Annotated in this window: 12 protein-coding genes and 1 pseudogene; 8 read left to right on the top strand and 5 right to left on the bottom strand. The window is 73.0% G+C overall.

What is annotated here, in order from left to right:
* The first annotated feature begins 118 nt into the window (after positions 1-118).
* The gene (locus tag Sfr03f_RS06030) at positions 119-1,000 is read left to right on the top strand and encodes a sugar nucleotide-binding protein (protein WP_108953477.1); all 882 of its coding nucleotides are present in this window, start codon (positions 119-121) and stop codon (positions 998-1,000) included.
* A 621-nt stretch (positions 1,001-1,621) separates the two neighbouring features.
* On the opposite strand, the gene Sfr03f_RS06025 is transcribed toward Sfr03f_RS06030, so the two are convergent.
* Positions 1,622-2,476: a sulfite exporter TauE/SafE family protein gene (locus Sfr03f_RS06025; protein ID WP_108952633.1), complete on the bottom strand. Its 855-nt coding sequence runs from the start codon at positions 2,474-2,476 to the stop codon at positions 1,622-1,624.
* A gap of 221 nt (positions 2,477-2,697) precedes the next feature.
* Between Sfr03f_RS06025 and lplAB the strand changes: the two genes are divergently transcribed.
* The 3 genes from lplAB (at position 2,698) to Sfr03f_RS06010 (ending at position 6,265) form a co-directional block, all read left to right on the top strand.
* Positions 2,698-3,762 carry a lipoate-protein ligase LplAB gene (lplAB, locus tag Sfr03f_RS06020; protein WP_108952632.1) on the top strand — a complete coding sequence of 355 codons (1,065 nt, stop codon included), beginning with the start codon at positions 2,698-2,700 and terminating at the stop codon, positions 3,760-3,762.
* 295 nt (positions 3,763-4,057) lie between these two features.
* The gene (locus tag Sfr03f_RS06015; RefSeq protein ID WP_108952631.1) at positions 4,058-5,356 is read left to right on the top strand and encodes a YeeE/YedE family protein; all 1,299 of its coding nucleotides are present in this window, start codon (positions 4,058-4,060) and stop codon (positions 5,354-5,356) included.
* 189 nt (positions 5,357-5,545) lie between these two features.
* The gene (locus tag Sfr03f_RS06010; RefSeq protein ID WP_245967418.1) at positions 5,546-6,265 is read left to right on the top strand and encodes a hypothetical protein; all 720 of its coding nucleotides are present in this window, start codon (positions 5,546-5,548) and stop codon (positions 6,263-6,265) included.
* Positions 6,266-6,432: 167 nt separating this feature from the next.
* Here Sfr03f_RS06010 and Sfr03f_RS06005 read toward each other — a convergent pair.
* Positions 6,433-7,446 (bottom strand): annotated as a pseudogene (locus Sfr03f_RS06005) (TIGR03842 family LLM class F420-dependent oxidoreductase); the annotation flags it as partial.
* A 164-nt stretch (positions 7,447-7,610) separates the two neighbouring features.
* On the opposite strand from Sfr03f_RS06005, the gene Sfr03f_RS06000 reads away from it, so the two are divergent.
* Positions 7,611-8,855: a YncE family protein gene (locus Sfr03f_RS06000; protein ID WP_372514295.1), complete on the top strand. Its 1,245-nt coding sequence runs from the start codon at positions 7,611-7,613 to the stop codon at positions 8,853-8,855.
* A gap of 262 nt (positions 8,856-9,117) precedes the next feature.
* Positions 9,118-9,993, top strand: coding sequence for an alpha/beta fold hydrolase (locus Sfr03f_RS05995; RefSeq protein ID WP_108952627.1), 876 nt, complete (start codon positions 9,118-9,120; stop codon positions 9,991-9,993).
* A gap of 105 nt (positions 9,994-10,098) precedes the next feature.
* Here Sfr03f_RS05995 and Sfr03f_RS05990 read toward each other — a convergent pair whose 3' ends face one another.
* The gene (locus tag Sfr03f_RS05990; RefSeq protein WP_218028125.1) at positions 10,099-10,788 is read right to left on the bottom strand and encodes a 4'-phosphopantetheinyl transferase family protein; all 690 of its coding nucleotides are present in this window, start codon (positions 10,786-10,788) and stop codon (positions 10,099-10,101) included.
* A gap of 160 nt (positions 10,789-10,948) precedes the next feature.
* The gene (locus tag Sfr03f_RS05985; protein ID WP_108952625.1) at positions 10,949-11,509 is read right to left on the bottom strand and encodes an SMI1/KNR4 family protein; all 561 of its coding nucleotides are present in this window, start codon (positions 11,507-11,509) and stop codon (positions 10,949-10,951) included.
* A gap of 597 nt (positions 11,510-12,106) precedes the next feature.
* On the opposite strand from Sfr03f_RS05985, the gene Sfr03f_RS05970 reads away from it, so the two are divergent.
* Together Sfr03f_RS05970 and Sfr03f_RS05965 are read left to right on the top strand one after the other, a co-directional pair.
* Positions 12,107-13,285 carry a terpene synthase family protein gene (locus tag Sfr03f_RS05970; RefSeq protein WP_108952624.1) on the top strand — a complete coding sequence of 393 codons (1,179 nt, stop codon included), beginning with the start codon at positions 12,107-12,109 and terminating at the stop codon, positions 13,283-13,285.
* The gene (locus tag Sfr03f_RS05965) at positions 13,282-14,616 is read left to right on the top strand and encodes a cytochrome P450 (RefSeq protein WP_108952623.1); all 1,335 of its coding nucleotides are present in this window, start codon (positions 13,282-13,284) and stop codon (positions 14,614-14,616) included. The genes Sfr03f_RS05970 and Sfr03f_RS05965 overlap by 4 nt, the downstream gene beginning before the upstream one ends.
* Positions 14,617-14,650: 34 nt before the next feature.
* On the opposite strand, the gene hydA is transcribed toward Sfr03f_RS05965, so the two are convergent.
* Positions 14,651-16,039 (bottom strand): dihydropyrimidinase, encoded by a 1,389-nt coding sequence (hydA, locus tag Sfr03f_RS05960; protein ID WP_108952622.1) that lies wholly within the window; start codon positions 16,037-16,039, stop codon positions 14,651-14,653.
* Positions 16,040-16,114 lie beyond the last annotated feature (75 nt).

Raw genomic sequence — 16,114 nt, 5'->3', positions numbered from 1 at the left:
GTCCCCAAAGCAGAGCCTGTCAGCGAAGCTGAGGAATCACTGGGAACGGGTGCTCGCGAACCCGCACGTCCCTGAACTCGACGGGGCCGGAGCGGGTACCTGGAAGGAGGGGTACGGCATGGAGATGCTGATCGTCGGCGGTTCAGGCTTCCTCGGCGCCGAACTGGTCCGGCGAGCGGTCGCGGCAGACCACGCGACAGCAGCGACCTACTCCTCCAGACCGCCCCGGGACAGAGGGCAGCCCGTCGCCTGGTATCGGCTCGATCTTCGGGAGCCTGTCCAGGTCCAGCGGGTGATGGCCGAGGCACGTCCCCAGGTCGTCATCAACGCTTCCAGCGGGCTTGCCGACTGGGGGGTCACGGCCGAGGCTCCCCTCCGGCTCGCGCTCGCCGCCGCGAGGTCGGGCAGCCGGCTGATCCACGTGTCGAGCGACGCGGTCTTCTCCGGCCGCCTCGTCCACTACAACGAGGCACAACCGCCCGACCCGGTGACCCCCTACGGAGCGGCCAAGGCCGCGGCCGAGACCGGAGTCCGCCTGGTGCATCCCGGCAGTGTCGTCGCCCGTACCTCACTGATCATCGGCGGCGGCCGGTCCGAACACGAACGCCTGGTGCGCCAACTCGCCGCCGGCACCCGCGCCGGCGCCTTGTTCACCGACGACGTCCGATGCCCGGTCCATGTCACCGACCTCGCCGAAGCCCTGCTGGAGCTCGCGGCCTCGCAGGCGCACGGCGTCCATCACCTCGGCGGAGCCGACGCCCTCAGCCGCCACGAACTCGGCTTCCTGATCGCCAGGCGCGACGGCCTCGACACCACCCGGCTGCCCACGGGCCTTCGCGCGGAGAGCCCGCATCCCGACCCACTGGACGTACGCCTCGACAGCCGTGCCACCCAGCGAAAACTCCGCACCGGCCTGCGCGGCGCACGCGAGTTCCTGAGCAACGATCGCTCTTGTCCGCCGCCGGGCTCCGGAAGCGACGTCAGGCCAGGGCGTAGCTGAGGCGGAACAACTCTGCGGCCGCCCTCACCTTTCGCGCTCCGTGCCAGCCGCACTTCCAGATTCCCGGTGCCGTGGTGACCGACGCGCGTGACGTCACGGTGAATCCGGGGACGGGGTCGCCGTTCCTGGGGTCCAGGGAAGGTAGATGAGCACCCTGGTGACGTCGCTCCTGAGACCGAACAGCGCCTCGTCGACGGCATCCGCCAGCTCGGGCCATCTGCCCGTTGGGCCGGATCCACAGCGGAGCGGCCTTCACCATGCGCTCCCCAGCCGCTCCCCCTGGGGAGCGGCTGGGGAGTTTTCGTCGCGGAGGGAGGCTCTGGGGAGTTCCGGATACGTAAGCCGGTACCCCGTCCAACGACACTGAAAGAAGCATTGCCGCAGGTCAGGGACTCGACGGGCGGCAAAGCCCCAGGTCAGCGATCCGACCCCGGGACCACCATGCCGAAGGTGCCCTGGAGCGTGGGCCGGGTCGTGAACATGGGGCTTCCACCTCGCTGTTTCCGTGCGGGGGTCCGGACGACGAACGCTCGGGCGAGTGTAGTGATCACCCGCCTCCGCGACGAGGGGGCGGAAGCGGGCGCCGGAGCCGGCGGTACCGCGGGTCGTGCCCGGACCCGCCTACACGAGGGCCTGCGCCGCGTAGAGCCCGCCGACCGCCGCGGCCAGCGAGCCCAGCACGAGGCGGAGCAGGCGTTCGGGCAGGCGGGGCTGGAGTCGGGCGCCGAGGTAGCCGCCGGCCAGGCCGCCCAGTCCGCAGGACAGGCCGAGGAGGACGTCGGGGGCGATGTGCCCGTTGCCGGTCAGGGACAGCAGGCCGTAGGTGCCGGCGCCGACCACCGAGGTCAGGAAGGTGGTGGCGAGGGCGGCCGGGGCGACCCTGGAGACGGGCATGCCCCGCCCGACCAGGATCGGCCCCAGGATGGAGCCCCCGCCGATGCCGTAGATCCCGCCGACCGTTCCGACGGCGACGGCCAGCACGGTGACCGTTCGGGGCGACGGTTCGCCCGGCGCGTGACCGAAGGCGGGGGCCGGTGCGAGGGCCGGGGCCGGTGCGGGTACGGACGTTGGGGCGGGTGCGGGGGTCGGGGCGGGCGCGGGCCGCAGGGTCCGGGCGACGAGCCACAGGCCCAGGGGCAGGAGGAGGACCGCGACCAGCATCCGGAAGACGACGGGGCCCGGGACGGCGAAGACGCGGATCACCGCCCCGAGGACCACGCCGGGCAGGGTTCCGGCGACGAGGAGACGCGTCAGCGGACCGTACAGGCGCCCGTCCCGCCGGTAGCGCAGCAGGGCGCCGGGCCCCGCGACGACGTTGTAGAGGAGGTTGGTCGGGGTGACGGCCGGACTGGGCACGCCCAGCACACTCAGCTGGACGGGCAGCAGGAGGACCGCGCCGGACACTCCCACGGGCGCCGTCACCGCCGCGGTCAGCAGACCCGCGGCGAACCCGAGAAGACTCGTCGACCAGTCCACCGCTCCCCCGTCCACGCCGTGATGCCCAGTATCGACGACGACGCCCCGGTGCCGCGCCGCGTCCACCCCGCCGGTTCGACCGGCAGGTCGCCCGCCGGGACGGGCGGTGGGGACGGTGACGGCCGGCGCGGACTCCCGCTGCGTCCGGGGCCGCGGCGAGCGATCATGGGGTGGAGTGGGCCGCGCGCGAGGCGGACCCGGGACCGGAGGGAGCCGGAGCTGTGCATGGCGAGTACAAGGTGCCCAGCGGGAAGCTGGTCGTCGTGGACCTGGACGTCCGGGACGGCGTGCTGCGCGACGTGCGGGTGGCGGGGGACTTCTTCCTGGAGCCCGACGAGGCCCTCCTGGCGATCGACGAAGCCCTGGAGGGCGCTCCCGCCACGACGGACGCGGCAGGGCTGGCGGCCAGGATCACGGCTGCCCTGCCGGAGAACACGGTGATGCTGGGACTCACCGCGGAGGGCGTCGGCGTCGCCGTGCGGCGCGCGCTGGCCCGTGCGACCGAGTGGGGCGACTACGACTGGCAGCTGATCCACACCGGCCCGCAGCCGCCCGCCCTGCACATGGCGCTGGACGAGGTGATCACCGCCGAGGTGGCCGCCGGACGGCGGGCGCCGACCCTGCGGGTGTGGGAGTGGGCGACGCCGGCCGTGATCATCGGCAGCTTCCAGTCGCTGCGCAACGAGGTGGACCCGCAGGGCGCGGCCCGCCACGGCATCACGGTGGTGCGGCGGATCTCGGGCGGCGGGGCGATGTTCGTGGAGCCGATGAGCACGATCACGTACTCCCTGTCGGTCCCGGAGTCCCTGGTCTCGGGCCTCTCCTTCGCCGACAGCTACGCCTACCTCGACGACTGGGTGCTGGAGGCGCTGGGCGACATGGGCATCAAGGCCTGGTACCAGCCGCTCAACGACATCGCCACCGAGGCGGGCAAGATCGCCGGCGCGGCGCAGAAGCGGATGGTGGGCCCGGACGGCGGACCCGGCGCCGTCCTGCACCACGTGACGATGTCCTACGACATCGACGCCGACAAGATGCTCGAGGTGCTCCGCATCGGCAGGGAGAAGATGTCCGACAAGGGCACCCGGAGCGCCAGGAAGCGGGTGGACCCACTGCGGCGGCAGACCGGTCTGGCGCGCGAGCAGGTGATCGAGAACATGATCGCCTCCTTCCGCAACCGCCACGGACTGACGGCCGGCGAGGTCACCGCCGAGGAGATGGCCCGCGCCGAGGAGCTGGTGCGGACGAAGTTCGCCGCGGAGGAGTGGACCGCGCGGGTGCCCTGACGGGTGGGCCCGAGGGCGTCGCGCGAACACTCGGCGGCAGGCCGCCGTCTCACCGGAGCGCCCGCATGGCGAGACGGCGCTGGATTCATGCAACATGCACGTATACCGTCGTCGGCATGTCCGCACCCGCCTCCCTGCTGTCCCTCGCGCTCTTCGCGTGCTCGGCCTGGTGCGTCGACGACGCTCTCTGTCGCCGCTGATCCACGTCCGCCGTCGGCGCCGCACGCGCCGCCGGCGACTCCCGACGACCTCAGCACCCTCCCCCCACGCGACCTAGCGATCCTGGAGCCCTTCCTTGACCACCGCGCCTCCCGCCGAGGTGACGGCCGCGCCGCCGCGCGCCCGGTCCGCCGCCCTCCTCCCGCCCGCCCCCACCTCCCGTCCGGCTCCCGCCGCCCCGCCGCTCGGGCCGGTCCGCAAGGGACCGCTGGCCGTCTCCGCGCTGCTCGCCGTCGCGCTCACCGCCTACGTGTGGTCGGCACACGGGGCGAAGCCGGGCGTGCTGCTGCTGCTCGGCCTCGGTCTCGGGGTGGGTCTGTTCCACTCCCGGTTCGGGTTCACCTCCGCCTGGCGGCAGCTGGTCGCCGTCGGCAACGGGACCGGTCTGCGCGCCCACGCCCTGCTGCTCGGCACCACCGCCACCCTCTTCGCCCTCGTCCTGGGCACCGGGACGGGCCTGTTCGGCTCGGCACCCGCCCCCTCGGCGGGGCCGCTGGGCCTGGGCCTGCTGCTCGGCTCGGTGCTGTTCGCCATCGGCATGCAGCTGGGCGGCGCCTGCGCCTCAGGCACGCTGTACGTGGTCGGGTCCGGGCAGTCCACGCTGGTGCTCACCCTCGGCGGGTTCATCGCCGGAGCCACCCTCGCCGCCTGGCAGTTCGACCTCTGGAAGGACCTGCCCGCCTTCGAGCCGGTGGTCCTGGCGGACCACGTCGGCTGGTTCGGCTCCTGGGCGGTGACGATCGCCGCACTCGTGCTGGTGGTGCTGGTGAGCCGACGGGTCCAGGCCCGCCGCAACCCGCCCCCGGTGGACGCGGTGCCCTCGGCGCGCGGCGCCCTGGCCCGCGCGGTACGCGGCTCATGGCCGTTGGCTGTCGGCGCCCTGGTGCTGGCGGCCCTGGGCGGTGCGGTGCTGCTGGTCTCCGGCGGGGCGTGGGGCATCACCAGCGCCTTCAGCCTGTGGGGCTCCGAACTGGTCGGCGCGCTGGGCGGACACCCGGAGAACTGGACCTGGTGGCAGCGTCCCGGCAACGCGGAGATGCTCGCCGGTCCGGTGCTGGCCGACAGGACCAGTCTGACCGACATCGGCATCATGATCGGCGCCGCTCTCGCCGCCTCCCTCGGCGGTACCTGGGCCCTGCACCGGAACATCCCCTGGCGCACGGCCGTGGCGGCCGTGCTGGGCGGTGTGCTGATGGGCATCGGCGCGCGGCTGGCGGGCGGTTGCAACATCGGCGCCTACCTGGCGGGCATCGCCTCCGGCAGCCTGCACGGCTGGCTCTGGGGAGCCTTCGCGCTCGGCGGCACGTGGATCGGCCTCAAGCTCCGCCCGCTGTTCGGCCTGGGCAATCCCAAGCCGGGCGACGGCGTCTGCTGAGCGTCCGTCGGCCCCCTCGGGCGGCCGCTCCGCCCAGCTCTCCGTGGAGTGACCGGTTCCGGCCGCGCGCGGGCGCGTGACCGGTCGGCCACGGAGCGAGTTCGGACTTCCGTCGTGACGGAAACACGTGTTTGACTGGCGTGCGCCTGCCCCGGCAGGCTCCGCCGTCGTCTCCCAGAGAAGTGCGCCGTGCCTTTTCCTCTGCCGCTCGCTCTGACTGTGCGCCTGATGCCGGTCGTCGTGCTCGCCTCCGCCGGCTGGGCGATGTCCGTCGGCCCGCTCGCCGATCCGCCCGAGGCGGCCGCGAGCGGCCAGGAGTCCACCTCCTCGGGGTCCTCGGCCGACTCCGGCGATGCGGGCGACTCGGGCGATTCGGGGGAAGCGTCCGGGAAGGACGACGAGGAGCCGGGGAAGAAGACGGACGAGGCCGGGAAAACGCACACGAAGGCCCCGGACCCCTGCAAGGCGGTGTCCAAGAAGACCGTCACCTCCCTGGTGCCCGGGAAGCTGACCACCGGTGAACTCGCGTCCACGGACAAGGACGTGCGCCGGATGTGCCAGTGGCACGCGTTGAAGGGCTACGACTACCGCTGGCTGGACGTCTCGTTCGAGATCCGCCGCTCCACCGAGGACGCGCAGAAGGCCTTCGACCGCGTCGCCGAGGGGAAGGGCGGCCCGTTCAAGGGACTCGGCGACGAGGCGTACTCGCTGAGCGCGGTCACCAGCGACAAGGGCAACAAGGTCCAGGAGACCGAGCTGACGGTCCGTTCGGGCAACGCGATCGTCGTGGTGACGTACAACGGCGGCGACTTCGTGGAGAAGACGACGCCGAGCGCCGACAAGATCCGTGACGGCGCGGCGAAGGCGGCGGGCGAGGCGCTGGCCGCGCTGGAGAAGCCGGCGGGCTGACCCGCCCCGCCGGCTTGAACCGAGGGGGGCGGATCGGTGCGGCGGCGCGGTGGGGGCCCGTGCCGCATCCGGCGTACCCGCGCGGTGCCGCCCCGTCAAGCGCCGCCGCGGGGAGCGCCCGGGCCCCGGTCGCCTCCGCGGGGAGTGCCCCGGTCCCGGTCGCCTCCGAGGGCGGGGATGACGTGTGCCCCGTACGCGTCCACGACCTTCTCCTGCGCGTCGTGCATGTCGTAGACGGCGAACTGGTCGACGCCCAGGTCGCGCAGCGCGGCCAGCTTCTCGACGTGCCGCTCGACGGTGCCGAGGACGCAGAACCGGTCGACGATCTCGTCGGGGACGAAGGCCGTGTCCGGGTTCCCGCTGCGGCCGTGGTGCGCGTAGTCGTAGCCCTGGCGGGAGCGGACGTAGTCGGTGAGTTCGTGCGGCACCACCGAGCCGTCCGCGCCGTACCGGGCGACCAGGTCGGCCACGTGGTTGCCGACCATGCCGCCGAACCACCGGCACTGCTCCCGGGCGTGGGCGAGCGCCTCCGGCGACTCGTCGTCGGTGACGTACGCGGGCGCGGCGACGCAGACGGTCACCTCCGCCGGGTCGCGCCCGGCCTCCCTGGCAGCCTGCCGGACGGCGTTCACCATGTACTCGGTGAGGTGCGGGTCGGCGAGCTGGAGGATGAACCCGTCGGCCTTCTCACCGGCCGTGCGCAGTGCCTTCGGGCCGTAGGCGGCCATCCAGACGGGCAGCCGGGAGCCGGGCCGCACCCAGGGGATGCGGATGACGGTGCCGTCGCCGAGGTCGGTCTCCTCACCGGAGGCGAGGGAGCGGATCACCCGCATCGCCTCGGCCACGGCGGCCAGCGTGTTGGGCTTACGGCCGGCCACCCGCATCGCGGAGTCGCCGCGTCCGATGCCGCAGACGGTGCGGTCGCCGTACATGTCGTTGAGGGTGGCGAAGGTGGAGGCGGTGACCTCCCAGGTGCGGGTGCCGGGGTTGGTGACCATCGGGCCGACGACCAGCCGCTCGGTCCAGGCGAGGATCTGGCTGTGGATCACGAACGGCTCCTGCCACAGGACGGCGGAGTCGAAGGTCCAGCCGTGGGTGAAGCCGTTGCGCTCGGCGCGGCGCATCAGGTCGATGACGCGGTCGGCCGGGGGGTCGGTCTGCAGGACCAGTCCGAAGTCCATGGGGGCTCCTGGGGGACGAGGCGTGGCCGAAAGGGGAGTGCGAGGGCGTGCTCACGTCGGCCAGGTATGCGCGAACTCTGGTTACCGTCCCGTAGGGCCATTACCTTACCCCCGGTAACAGCAACCCGGAGGAACAACCCGGTCCCGAGAGACAGGAGCACAGCGTGAGACTCAAGGTCGGACGTGGACGCGTGTTCTCCGCCCTGGCGGCCGCGACGGTGCTGGCCGTCACGGGTGCGGGGCAGGCAGGCGCCCAGGACGCGGACGCGCAGCGGCGCGAGGTGCTGTTCGTCGCGAACAACTGGGACGGCACCGCGAGCGTGCTGTCCTCCGACGCCCAGCTGTCGCCGGTCGGCAGGATCGACCTGATCCCGGACAAGGACGAGCGGCTGCGGGAGATCTACCTCAACCCGGTCCGCCTGGCCGGCTTCCTCGTCATCAGGGAGACCGCGGGCGAGGGCCACGACCAGTTCGCCGACGACATGTACTCCACCCCGGACGGCTCCGCGGTGGTGGTCTCCCGGCCGAGCTTCGCCGACGTGGTCTCGGTCTCCCTGACCACCGGCCGGATCAACTGGCGTTTCCAGGTGGACGGTTTCCGCGCGGACCACATGGCGGTCTCGCCGGACGGCAACCGGGTGGCGGTGTCCGCCTCCACCGGCAACAAGGTGCACGTGCTCGACATCCACACCGGCCGGCAGATCGGCAACTTCCCCACCGGGGACAAGCCGCACGAGAACGTCTTCACGCGGGACGGCAAGATCTGGAACATGTCCATCGGCGAGGTCAACAACGACCTGGACGCCCCCTGGATGGACTTCCTCAAGGGCGACCGCAGGATCACCGTCGCCGACGCGGAGACCCTCAAGGTGGTCCGCACCATCGACATGCGCCAGCGGCTGGACGCGGCGGGCTACGGCTCCTACTCGGACGCGGTCCGCCCGGCGGCGTTCAGCCCGGACGAGTCGAAGCTCTACTTCCAGGTGTCGTTCTTCAACGGCTTCTTCGAGTACGACGTGGCCACCGACAAGATCACCCGGATGAAGACGCTGCCGAAGAACCCGGCCACCTCCGACGAGCGCACCTCCTTCGTCAACGACTCCCGGCACCACGGGCTGACCATGCAGCCGAGCGGTCAGAACCTGTGCGTCGCGGGCACCATGGACGACTACGCGACGATCGTGAACCGCACGACCCTGCAGGAGGGTCCGCTGATCCCGGTCGCCAAGCCGTACTGGTCCACCGTCACGGGCGACGGCGCCGCGTGCGTGGTCTCGGAGTCGGGCGCCGACCAGGTCACCTCGATCTCCTTCGCCACCGGGCGGAAGATCACCTCCACCCCGGTGGGCGACCACCCGCAGCGGGTCCGGCTCGGCACGGTCCCGCAGGGCTGGACCGGGATCGGCTGACCCCCACGCCCCCGGGCGCCCGCCCGGCGCCCGCCGTGGCCCCGGCCGCGACCGCTCGCCGGGCGGGGCCGCGGGGGCGTGCCGGGGTGGTCGCCGCGTGCGCATGCCGCCTCCCGTCGGGGTGCTCGCCGGGCCGTGCCGTGCGGACCATCGTGAACCCGTCCCCCTGCCTTGGGAAGGGTGCCTCGCTTGCCGTGTCGCCCGTCGGGCGCAAGGATGCGGGAACGGTCCGCGTCCCGACGGGGGAAGGTGAGGCGTGTCCATGACCAACAGCACCGCGCACGGGACAGGTGGGCGGGACGGCGGGGGCTCCGCGTTCGACGCGGCGTACGACGAACTCCTGCGCCGCTGGCCCGAGGACACCCGCGCCCTCGACGTGCCCACGCGTTTCGGCCCCGCCCGGGTGCACGCCTGCGGTCCCGAGGACGCCCCGCCCCTGGTGCTGCTCCCGGGTGGCGGCGCCACCTCGATGGCCTGGTACTCCGTCGCCCCCGCACTCGCCCGCACGCACCGCCTGTACGCCGTCGACCTGCTCGGCGACTTCGGCCGCACCGTGCCCGACGGCGATCCGCCGCGCGACGCGGACGACCTGGCGGCCTGGCTGACCGCCGTCCTCGACGGCCTCGGTCTGGAGCGGACCGCCCTGTGCGGTCACTCCTACGGCGCGTGGATCGCCCTGAACCAGGCCCTGCGCGAACCCGGGCGGTTCAGCCGCCTGACCCTGCTCGACCCGGTCGGCTGCTTCGCCGGCCTGCGTCTGCCCTACGTCCTGCGGGCGCTGCCGATGCTGGCGCGCCCCACCCCGCAGCGGGTGCTGTCCTTCCACCGCTGGGAGACGGGCCGCCCGCCCGGCGACCCCGCCTGGGCCGCCTTCCTCGGCGCCACCGCGCACGCCCGCCGCACCAAGGTGCTGCCCGCCCGCCGCCCCGGCGCGTCCGCGCTGCGCGGGTGCGCGGTGCCGACGCTGGTCCTCCTCGCCGGGGCGAGCCGGGCCCACGACGCCCGGCGGGTCGCCGGACGCGCGCGTGCGCTGCTGCCCGGTGCGACGGTGGTCACCGTGGAGGGGGCGGGGCACCACTCACTGCCGACGGAGCACGTGGCGGACGTGGTGGCCGCGCTGCGGAACCCGCCGGAGTGACACCGTGGCAACCGCCGGGGCGGGTCTCCGGCGGCTCGGCCCTGCCGTCCGCCGGCCGCACGCCGGGATGCCCGGGCATCACGCTCCACGGCCCCGGCACCCCCGTCACCGCGCCGGGCAGCCGCACGGGGCGGGGGGTGCGGCGTCGGGGCGCGTCACCACGACGGCGGTGGTGACGAAGCTCCGGGTCACGCACCAGCGGCCGTCGAAGACCACCGGTCCGCCGGGCACCACCGCTTCCGGCAGGACGCGGGCGCGGAAGGAGCCGGCGGGGTCGAAGGTCAGGACCGCCTGCTCGAACCCGAGCCAGGCACCGGTGACCGGGTACCAGGCCTTGTAGACCGACTCCTTGGCCGAGAACAGCAGCCGGTCCCACCTGAACTCCGGGTGTGCCGCGTCCAGTCGGGCGAGGTGTTCCCGCTCCTCGGGCAGGGCGACGCCGCCCAGGGCCTCCTCCGGCAGCGCCTCGTGGGGTTCCGCGTCGATGCCGACGGAGGCCACGACGGTGGCGTCCGCGACGGCGGCCGCGCGGTAGCCGTCGCAGTGCGTCAGTGCGCCCACCACGCCCGTGGGCCAGCGCGGTGCGCGGTCCTCGCCGGGGGGCAGGGCCGCCGCGCCGTGCCCGAGGCAGCGCAGCGCGCGCCGGGCCAGGTGCCGCACGGTGGTGTACTCGCGGCGGCGCCTGTCCACGGCGCGCGCGACGGCCGGCTCCTCCTCGGGCAGCAGCACGGCGCCGGGCGGATCGCCGAAGGACTCGGCCACGTGCACGCCGGGCGGCAGCAGGTCGCGCATCACCGCCCGTCCCGCCCGTCCTGCTCGTCCCGCACGTCACGCCCCTCCGTCGCCCCCCCGGACGGTACCTCCCCCGCCCTGCGCACCGGTCCGCCGCCCCTGGGCGGCCCGGTCGCCCGCAAGGGCACGGGCCCGGCGGAGGCAGCGCGGCTCCGGCGGCCCGTCAGCGCGCGTCGAACCACTCCTTGCCCGCCGCCCAGTGGGCCACCCAGCCGGCGAACCCGGACGCACCCGTGGTGTGCCCGAACTCCGCCCCGAACGGCAGGGCGCCCACGTCGGTGATGGTCCATATGTGGCCGCGGTGCGCACCGGTGACCACCAGGTGCCAGTACATCCCGCACCCGTCGGTGCCGAGCACGACCGTGCCGTGGTCGAAGACCGGGCCGAGCAGCGCGTCCAGTTCCTCCTCCGGGCGGTCGTCCTCCTCCCACAGCCACGCCTCGGTGAGCGGGAACGGCTGCGCGAGGTCCCGTGGAGGCCGGTCGTCGCCCCAGTCGGAGGGCAGTGCGGCGAGGGGCAGGAGGCCGTGGTCCGGCGGGCCCTGCTCGGACCCGTCCGCCACCTCGGCGACGAACGACCGGTACGGCTCGGGCAGCACCACGCCGTATCGCGCCTCGAAGGCCCGCACGGCCTCCCACCCCAGGGCGGAGCGCCCGCCGTCGCCCGCGCCGAAGGCGTCCCGCAGTGCGGCCGGTCGCTCGGGGACCGCAGTTTCCGTCTCCATGCCCCAAGGAATAACACGCGCCACCGACACGTCCGCGACGAGCTGCCCGGCGCAACGGCATCCCGCACGGCGGGGTGCCGGCCTACGCGGCGGACAACGCCCTCGCCTTCGCCGCGGGCGCCGCAGTGGGGATCGGCGTGCTGACCGCCGGGTTCACATCGACTTCCGTCTCGGTGACGGCGCCCCGCGCGGAGGGCTCGCCACTCCCCCGCGCGGCGCGCCCCGCTCCCGCACCCGCGCCCCCTGCCGTCTGCCGCCCTCCGGATGCCCCCGTGCGCCGGTGCGGGCCCATTGGCCGGTGAACGGTCGGCCAGCATGGTGAGGGCGACCGGTTCCGGGGTCCGGGAGGGGAAGCGTGGGGGAGACCACCGGCCCGTCCTGAGCACCGGAGCCAGGGCCGTGGACACCGTCGAAGACATGATCAGGCTGCGTCGTCGGCAGGCGCTCCGGGCCCTGGACGCCGCGGCCTTCCCGGCGCCTGCGGCCGACGCGGCCCGACGCCTGGTGCACGGCGTCACGGAACGCACGCCATGACGGCGTCGGTCCCTGAACACGACCCGGTCCGCACGTGAACGCCCGTCGGCGGAGGAGAGCACTGTGAGCGAGCACATCACCCCGTCCGATCCGGACATCGTGACGCGACTGCCGGCGATGTACTTCCCCATGCCGTGGCGGTGCCACGCGGATGTCGAACTCCTCGAGGCGCAGGGCCTGGCCTTCGTGGAGCGTCACGGCCTCGGCCGGGGCCCCGGACGCCGTGAACGGGTCGTGGGCACCAGGTCCGCGCTGTTCTTCGCGGGCAACTGCCCCGATGCGGACGCGGAGCGGCTCCAGATGGCCGTGGACTGGACGTACACGATGTTCGTGTTCGACGACTTCGCCTGCGACGAGGAATCCCCGGAGGACGCCTTCTCCTTCCTGGACCTGGCCGTGCGTGTCGTCCGGACACTGGAGACCCCGACAGCGGGGCTGCTGCCGCCGGAGAACCTCTTCACCGGGCCGGTGGTGGAGCTGGCCGAGCGGTTGCACCGCCTGGCTTCCGCGACCCAGCGTCGCCGCCTGGTGGACGCCCACCTCTCCTGGTACCTGGGCGTGGCGTGGGAACGCGCTGCCCGCGGGCAGCGGTCGATGCCGAACCTCAACGAATATCTCCACACCCGTCTGCTGTACGTCGCCGGCTTCCCGACCCTCGCCTGGTTCCAGGTCAGTGAGGGGAGCGACATCCCCGATCAGGAGATCAACGCCCCTGCCGTGCACGCGCTCACCGAGATGGCCGCCATGGTCGCCGCCATCGACGACGACCTCTTCTCCTACGGCAAGGAACTGTGGTACGCCGCCCGGCGGCCCGCGAGGACGGAGCCCGTCCTCAATCTGGTCGCCCTCCATCAAGCCCGGTACGGGTGCACCCCACAGGATGCCCGGAGGCGGGCCGTGGCCCTGCGCGACCGCATCCTGGCCCGCTTCGTCGAGGTCCGTGACCTCGTCCTGCCGGCCGCTTCCGAGCCGCTGAGCCGCTATGTGTCCAATCTGACCTGCCTCATCCGTGGCAACTACGAATGGGGCATCCGGGCGGCCCGATACACCGATCCCGACGGCCGCCACCCCGGCGCCGTCCGTGTGGCGACGTGCCCCGTCGCGGACGTGCCCAGCGCGACCGGCGCGCCCCCGGAGGCCCCTTCCATCGGCTGGTGGTGGCACGCACTGCCCACCGACGCCTCGGCCCCGGAAGACGTTGCGGCCGGTCGCCCGCACCCGCGGTCCCGGAGCCGCACGTGACAGACCCGCGCGCGATCCCCTCCGCCCCCGGCGGGCTTCCTCTGGCCGGTCACCTGGTGCGGTTGCTCCGTGATCCGCTGACGTTCCTGACCTCCCTGCCCGCCCACGGGGATCTGGTCCGCATCCGGCTGGGGCCGCTTCCCGTCGTCGTGCTGTGCGACGCGGAACTGACCCGCCGCGTCCTCACCGACGACCGTGTCTTCGACAAAGGAGGACCTGTCTACGACCGGGCGCGGGAAGTCGCGGGCAACGGGCTCCCCACCTGTCCGTACAGCGCGCACCGCCGTCAGCGACGCATGCTCCAGCCGGCCTTCCGTCCAGCCCGTCTCGCCGCGTACGCGGACGTCATGACGGACTGCATCGACGAGCGCACCGCTGCGTGGCAGGCCGGTCAGGTCCTGTCCGTGCAGACCGAGATGATGGCCATCGCCTCCAAGGCGGCGGCCGCCGCCTTCTTCTCCCGCTCGCTGCCCCCGGCCGAACTCGACCGGATCCTCGGCGACGTCACCACCCTCATCAACGGCATGGGCCGCCGCATGCTGCTGATCCCCCCGCTGGACCGGCTCCCCACCCGGGGCAACCGGTCCTACCTGCGGGCTCGGGCCCGGCTGCGCGGCACCCTCGACCAGATCGTCGCCCAGCGCCTCTCGCAGGGGACCGACCGGGGTGACCTGCTCTCCGCGCTGATCCGGGCCCGCGACACCGAAGGGGACGGGCGCGGCATGAGCTCCGAAGAAGTCGGCGACCAGACGATGGCCTTCTTCCTGGCCGGGACGGAGACCACGGCGGCCACCGTGAGCTGGGCACTGGACCTGCTGGCCCGGCATCCCGAGGTCGAACAGCGGGTCCACCGCGAGGTCGACACGGTCCTGGACGGTGCCGCGGCCGCCCATAGGGACCTGCCCGACCTGCCGCTGACCGCACGGGTCGTCAAGGAAACGCTGCGGATGCGCCCGCCGGGCTGGTTCATCACCCGTTCGGTCTCGGCCGACGCCGAACTGGGCGGGCACCTGCTGCGGGCGGGCACCACCGTCGCGTACAGCGCCTATCTCGTCCACCACAGGCGCGACCTCTACGACGACCCCGAAGCCTTCGATCCCGACCGCTGGGATCCCGGCCGCCCTCAACCGCCCCGCCACGCCCTCATCCCGTTCGCGGCGGGCGCCCGCAGATGCATCGGCGACGCCTTCGCCACGACCGAGGCCACCCTCGCCCTGGCGACCATCACCGCCCGCTGGCGTCTGGCGCACCTGACCGTCCGGAGAACTCGCCCCGCCCTCGCCATGACCTTGAGGCCACGCGATCTCCGGATGAGGGCACGGCCCCGTTGAACCGGTCGCCTCCAGCTCTCGGAGGCGCCGGTGCTCACGAGTACTGCGAGAGTCCCCGCGGCACGTACACCCCGTGCCCCCGGTGTCCTACGTACGCGGCGTCCTCGAGCACGGGGACGCCACGGGACAGCACCGTCTCGACCCGGCCGGTGATCCGCTTGCCCTCGTACGCGGAGTAGTCCACGTTCATGTGATGCGTCCCGGCCGAGAGGACCTGCTCCGCGTGCGGGTCGTAGACGACGACGTCCGCGTCGGCACCGGGCGCGATGGTGCCCTTCCTCGGGTACAGGCCGAACATCCGCGCCGGGGCGGCGCAGGCGATCTCGATCCAGCGACGGCGGGTGATGTGACCGTCCACCACCGCCTGGTGGAGCAGATCCATGCGGTGTTCGACGCCGGGCAGGCCGTTGGGGATCTTGGAGAAATCGCCCCTTCCCAGGTCCTTCTGCCCCTTGAAGCAGAAGGGGCAGTGGTCGGTGGAGACCACCTGCAGGTCGTTGGTCCTCAGACCGCGCCAGAGCGCGGCCTGATGCTCGCGGGGACGCAAAGGGGTGGAGCAGACGTACTTGGCGCCCTCGAAATCCGGCTCGGCCAGGTTGTCGTCGGACAGGAACAGGTACTGCGGACAGGTCTCGCCGAAGACCGGAAGCCCTTTGTCCCGCGCCTGGACCAGCTCGGCCACGGCTTCCTCGGCGGAGACGTGCACCACGTAGACGGGAGCACCGGCGACCTGACTGAGCCGGATCACCCGGTGCGTGGCTTCGGCCTCGAGCAGCGCGTGCCGGACCTCCCCGTGATGGCGCGGATCCCGTTCACCGCGAGCGAGCGCCTGTTCGACGAGCACGTCGATGGCGATGCCGTTCTCGGCGTGCATCATGATCAGACCGCCGATGTCGGCGGCCCGCTGCATGGCCCGGAGGATCTGGCCGTCGTCGGAGTAGAAGACCCCGGGATAGGCGGCGAAGAGCTTGAAGGAGCTGATGCCGGCTTCGACGAGAGCGCCCATCTGCCCGAGGGTCGACTCGTTGACATCGGAGATGATCATGTGGAAGGCGTAGTCGACGGCGCAGTTGCCTTCCGCCTTCTCGTGCCAGGCGTCCACGCCCTGCCGCAGGGAACCGCCCCTGGGCTGGATCGCGAAGTCGATGATCGTGGTCGTTCCGCCCCACGCGGCGGCCCGGGTTCCCGTCTCGAAGGTGTCGCAGGACATCGTCCCGCCGAAGGGCATCTCCATGTGCGTGTGGGCGTCGACACCGCCGGGGATCACGTACTTGCCGGTGGCGTCGATCACGCGGTCGGCCGTCCAGCCGTGGCTGTCCGGGGTCGCCAGGGCCGCGATCCGACTGCCCTCGACGAGCACGTCGACGTGGAGTTCGTCCGAGGCGGTGATGACCAGACCGCCGGTGATCAGAGTGCGCGTCACAGCTCGACTCCGTTCGCTTCGCACCGCCGGAGGCGGGTCCGGCCCGTCTCCGCGGGGGACATGGACTGTGCCTCT

The organism is Streptomyces fragilis, from assembly GCF_003112515.1.
In the GTDB taxonomy this organism is placed as follows: domain Bacteria; phylum Actinomycetota; class Actinomycetes; order Streptomycetales; family Streptomycetaceae; genus Streptomyces; species Streptomyces fragilis.
Note: the sequence above shows the minus strand (reverse complement) of the source record. Positions and strands in the feature narration are given on the sequence as shown.